1 protein-coding gene is annotated in these 818 nt (G+C 79.8%); it reads right to left on the reverse strand.

Annotation, left to right across the window (positions count from 1 at the left end):
• Window positions 1-295: 295 nt before the first annotated feature.
• A partial coding sequence (locus ADK60_RS23830) for an aminotransferase class IV (RefSeq protein WP_199839736.1) occupies window positions 296-818 on the reverse strand: 523 nt, incomplete at its 5' end.

The following is an 818-nucleotide window of genomic DNA, read 5'->3' on the forward strand; positions in this document are numbered from 1 at the left end:
CGGCGTTCCCGGGGGACGCGGCGGGGTGGCCGGTTGGCGGGGGGCGGGGGCGGGAACGGCGGGGTGACATGGTGGGCCTTCCTTCGTGGATCGTCGCCGGTGGTCGACGTGTTCCAGGCTAGGAAGGCGGGGTGCGGCGGACCATGGAGTCCACTGGCGGACGTCGGGTGGGGTTATCCCCCCGGGTGTCCTCCGGGTGTCCTCCGGACCGCCCGGGGGTGGAGCCGCCGCGCCCGGGCCGTCGGCGCGGCCGGGGGCCGTTCGGCACCGGCCCCCGGGAGGTTCCGGCAGCAGGTCAGATCTCGTCCCCCGGCACGCCCTCGTAGGCGGCGCGCAGCTCCGCGACCGCCGGGTGGGCGGGGTCGAAGGAGGTGCCGTCGATCGCCGCGATCGGGCGGACGCCCGCGCCCGCGTTGACGGCGACGGCGGCGACGAAGCGGTCCAGGCCGTCCGGGGCGAGCGCCTCGCGCCGCTGCGGCCCCGGGTGGGCGCGGGCGAGCAGGGCGGCGGTGACACCGGGCAGCGCGGCGTCGGTGTCCGGCCAGACCAGCGCGCGGCCGTCGTGCAGGGCGAGGTTCCAGGTGGCGCCCTCGGCCAGGCGGCCGGCGGCGTCCAGCAGCAGGGCGTCGTCGTAGCCGTCGAGTTGGGCGAGCCGGCGCTGATGGAGCAGGCCGAACAGGCCCACGTGCTTCACCTCCGGCAGCTCGCGCCGGTACGCGGTGGTGCGGACCCGCAGCGGGCCGGGCGCGGCGGGGGGCGCGGGGGGGGGGGGGACCAGCAGGGGGGGGGGGGGAGGGGGGGCCGGGGGCCCCCCCCCC

This window comes from Streptomyces sp. XY431, assembly GCF_001279805.1.
Classification (GTDB): Bacteria; Actinomycetota; Actinomycetes; order Streptomycetales; family Streptomycetaceae; genus Kitasatospora; species Kitasatospora purpeofusca.